The following is a 4,378-nucleotide window of genomic DNA, read 5'->3' on the forward strand; positions in this document are numbered from 1 at the left end:
CAGCCGTAAGAACAGTGTCTGGATGGTAGAGAAATCTCATAATCACCCATCCAGACGCTTCCTGAGAATCTAACCCCGTCAGTCGTGACTATCCACTGACTCGATGGGAAGTACCGAATTTCCATCGAGTCAGCAGTGACCAATCGAACCACCAGTCTTCCGTCAGAACAGGCGTGCTGAATAGAGAGGCTGGGCCGTGTTTAGACGCGGCGTGACGCAGGCATATGGTGGCAGTCCACGTCGACGGAACAATCGCTTTCGGAACTCTTCGACGCGATGCACTCACGGCAATTCGTTAGGACTCGTCGCTCTGATCGCCGTCTAAACACAGCTGAGACCGTGTATTCAGCACAGTTATACCTACGGGATTGTAGGGTTGCGAAACAGTTACAGAAACCAGCAGTAACCCGCATCGAACGTCCACGATTCTCCCCGTGCCATTAAGTAGATGCACGATAACGTGTCGCATGTCTCATTAGCCTCAAACACGGTCTATACGAACGTTCAGGAGCCTCACGTGACACGCGTCACTCTAGCTCGCCGTTCCGCTGGAGTGCGTGCGTCGATGACGCAAACTGCGCGCCGCTGGTGCTGGGAACGTCACCTGAAGGATATCCCCATGGTCGCCCGGTGCGTCCTGCGAGCCGCACGAAAATAGATAGCAGCAACACGCCACGGACCAGCTGGCTTCAGCAGGCGGACTGCTGGTTGCTGCCGAAAATAGGAACGGTATTCACAACGTCTGTTATCCTCTCAGCTTTCAATCACGATATTGCATGTGTGCGCCGTACGCGCCACCAAATGCTGAAAAGAATGAGGCTAATCCGACAGCAATAAACACTTCCCACGGTGTCGGGAAGATTAGTGAAGCAATATAGGTTATAACTAATGTAATTATAAGCGAAATAAATCCTGCAACAGCTGATTTCTTGAGTGTCTGCGAATCCATACAGTAAATCACATGATGGTGTCACAAAGAACTTATCGGCACTATCTAGTTTAGCTCCTCCTCGACAGGTGTTCGATTGTCGATCGATTGATGCGGTCTCTGACAGTTGTGACACCCTCCCCGCCGTAAACGGCGGGATTCTCTCCTCGAAGAAAGATAGACACGATACGGAACGACTCGAAGAGCAATTGACAACTAGCGTGACTCATTTCCCGGCTGTTCGGTCGGCTGTTGTTCCGTCGGGGGTTGTTCCGTTGGTGGTTCTTCAGTCGGGGGTCGTTCCGTCGGAGGCTGTTCCGTTGGCGGCTGCTCAGTCGGTGTCGCTTCGGGTTCTGTAGTGGTCACTTCAGTTGTTGTTGTCGTCGCGGCGCAGTCAGCCGCTGGCGGTGTGACGGCAATGGCCGCACGGTCATACCCGAATGATTCGAGATTCAGCCGCCAAACGAGTCGGTCATCGTCGCTCGTCGGTCGCCAGTCGACGGTAAACGCGTGTCGATTCGGCCGGAATCTGCGTGGTGGGCGGCCCATGGCATTGCCGTCGAGGGTACTACTGAGACGCAATGTCGCGTCGTTCGGATTATTGTATCCGAAGATCACGCGAATCATTTCCGCGTCGATTGGCCGACAGTCGACGAAGTACGGTTGTATTCGTTTCGGACGAATCTGGCGGAGACACCGTCTCGGTGTGGGATTCCTGCGGTCGATCTGGGGGCCATCAGGGTACCGTTTGTACGCCGTCACATATGCCACAGAGAAGCCTGAAATCCCCTCGTCGGCGAGCTGTTTCGGTGGGAGGCGACGCGTGCCGCGGATCGGGCCGAACTGGAAGTACGACGTTGCAAATCCGACTTGATCGAACCAGCCCGTCGTGATTGCGACGATCTGGAAGGGGCCTTTCACTCGCACGGTCTGGCAGTCGAGAAACTCGACGGAACCGGGCGACCGAGGAAGGTTGGCCGGGTCTTGTTTGCGGCCGTTTAGGTACACGTTCGCGTTCCCGCTCGCGTTGAAATACGCAATTTCACCCGAAAAGCGGTACGCATCTCCCCCACCGGCAATAGCTCCCGTCACATTCCCGTCGAAAACATTGTCTTCGTCGTCGATGGTGAGAAATCGCTCCGCGATGGGTGCCCCACCGTTTTCCTGTGTTTTTCTGACGCGGCCGGTAACGCTAAATTCGTACTCAATGACGTTCCGTGGACTCCCCCCGAAGATGACGAGGATATTTTCCAGTCGCTGTCTTCGGCGTTGCAGCGGTTTCATCCCGATCATCCCGGCAACTCCCGAGAGGAGGTGTCGCCGACTGACGGTCTCGGACTTCATAGAAGACAACTAGTCGAGTGATGACGAGATAAAGCGCAGTGATTGTTCGTCACCAATCACAACCTTACGTGGTTCTCGACTCTTTAAGGAAAAATACAGTGAAAAAGTCGAGGTACTTCTACAGGTGGAGCAGGCCGGGTATCTCGAAGCGTGACCTCAAGCCGGTTCACACAGTCGACTGTTCGGTCGTTTCTTCTGCGGTAACTTGGGTTACCCGCCGGGAATTACTTGTGTCGTGGATCGAAGCCCGACGCTTGTTTTTTGTTCCCACGAGGGGCACATCCCGTTTCCGGGGTGGGCGGACACTCGAACCGCCAGTTTCGGGCGGTCGGAGACCGAAGGGGTCATAGCCTTCGACCCGACACGAACCGAGACGCGGGCAACGGTTGTAAACGTTGCCCTCAGGACGTGTACGGCGCGTATCCCACGACTGAAGTCGTGGGTTTTGCGCCTGTCCAACCATATAACGGACGAGCGACGGTCGACATTGCAGCGACTTAGTCGCCAATGACGATCGCGGCTACTAGCCGCCTGCTTGCCTCACTCGACCGGCTGGGCCTCGGGGAACTGATAGCTCCCGTTGAGAATCGGCTTGCGTGGTTGGTAGAGCCGAACCAAGTAGTTCCAGTCTTCTGGCGTGTAGAGGAAGTTGGGTTGATCGGGGTCGCCACCAAAGTGCACCGTGACACTCTCGTCAGCATTCCGTTCTGCGGTCACGTTGTTGACCGAATACGCGTCGTACTTGTTCTTCTCGAGATACCAGTCGCTGTTATAGACGGTGACCGACCAGAACCCGTCGACAGGGACGTCCTGGACAGTAAGTGTGTGTGGCGTTTCGCCGTCGTTCTGGGCGGGAACCCTCGAAAGGAAGGTCGTCTCAGATGCCGGAAATCCAAACGCTGTCACACTCGCGAGCAAGAATTTTACGGGATTGACCTCGTCGACGTCGCCATAGGCACCGCTGAAGTCGGTCATCGTTTTTCCGACTGTGACGAGCGCGTCGAAGAGTTCTTCGAGCGATTGCTGATCCCAGTTGGGTATCTCGAACGTGCCGACCGAGGCCTGGCTCACTGCGAGTTCGTCCTGTAATCGATGGGCGGTCTTTACGTCGTCCGGATCGTTCGGGTCGACGAACGTACGGACCAGGACACCGGCGTACCGCGTCCCGATCTCGTCCCGGGTCAACGTGTACTCGCCAGGAGCGTATTCGAACATCTTGACGTACTGGTCCTCGTTGAGAACGACCATCGACTGGTAGCGATCACCAGTATCCGGTAGCGTGATGGTGACTGGTTCGGTGAGATCGAAGACCGCAAACGAGTACAGCGTGTCTCGATTGGTCAGGGCTTCGATCTGCGCGTCGATGGGTGCGAGCGTTCGATAATGATAGAACTTGCCGAATGCACCCTTTTCGACCTGGCTTTCCATTTCCCTATGCAACTGTGCGCGTGGGAAGCTCTTCCACGTGACTGGAACCGTCTCGGTTTTGTTTGCCGCCTGTTGCTGGGCCTGTTTGGTGGTCTGGCTCGACGTGCCCTGGCTGGCGTTGGCACTACCGACACCCATCGTGAGTAAGCCGGCGAGCCCCGCCCCCCGAAGTGCGGTTCGGCGTGTTGACTGCAGTGGGTTGGAATTCGCTTCTGAATCAGCCGGCGTGTCGTGTGTCTCGTTGGTCATGGTTGGTGTCTCTCGTTCTCTCACTCGGTGCCCAACAGTACTGCTCCACCCAACTCCCACCCTCCTACGACAACCCCGGATAAAGAGATAATGCCAGAATTGTATAAGATACTAATATAATAGAAGTGTGAACTGCTGAACGACCAATTCGGCCGAAATCTGAAATCGGTTCTCTCACCACCGAACAACCCAGTCCACTCCGTTTCGATATCGTGGGCATGTTGCATTAGCGCCTCATATCTTGCACCAGCTTGACAAGTCACCACGCTGCTGTCACAACTGGGTTGCTGAATATCGCTAGTTGTCCACTCTCGGTACTTCCCATCGAGTCAGTGGATAGTCACGACTGACGGGGTTAGATTCTCAGGAAGCGTCTGGATGGGTGATTATGAGATTTCTCTACCATCCAGACACTGTTCTTACGGCTGC

At 55.3% G+C, this 4,378-nt stretch carries 3 protein-coding genes; all 3 read right to left on the minus strand.

Going from position 1 to position 4,378, the window contains the following annotated elements; translation table 11 throughout:
* Positions 1-760: 760 nt before the first annotated feature.
* Positions 761-949: a hypothetical protein gene (locus ACR3FF_RS25905; RefSeq protein ID WP_458190972.1), complete on the minus strand. Its 189-nt coding sequence runs from the start codon at positions 947-949 to the stop codon at positions 761-763.
* Between the two features lie 195 nt (positions 950-1,144).
* Positions 1,145-2,272, minus strand: a complete 1,128-nt coding sequence (locus ACR3FF_RS25910; RefSeq protein ID WP_458190973.1) for a hypothetical protein — start codon at positions 2,270-2,272, stop codon at positions 1,145-1,147.
* A 540-nt stretch (positions 2,273-2,812) separates the two neighbouring features.
* Positions 2,813-3,949, minus strand: a complete 1,137-nt coding sequence (locus tag ACR3FF_RS25915) for a DUF1214 domain-containing protein (protein WP_458190974.1) — start codon at positions 3,947-3,949, stop codon at positions 2,813-2,815.
* Positions 3,950-4,378 lie beyond the last annotated feature (429 nt).

Source organism: Haladaptatus ordinarius (genome assembly GCF_054177595.1).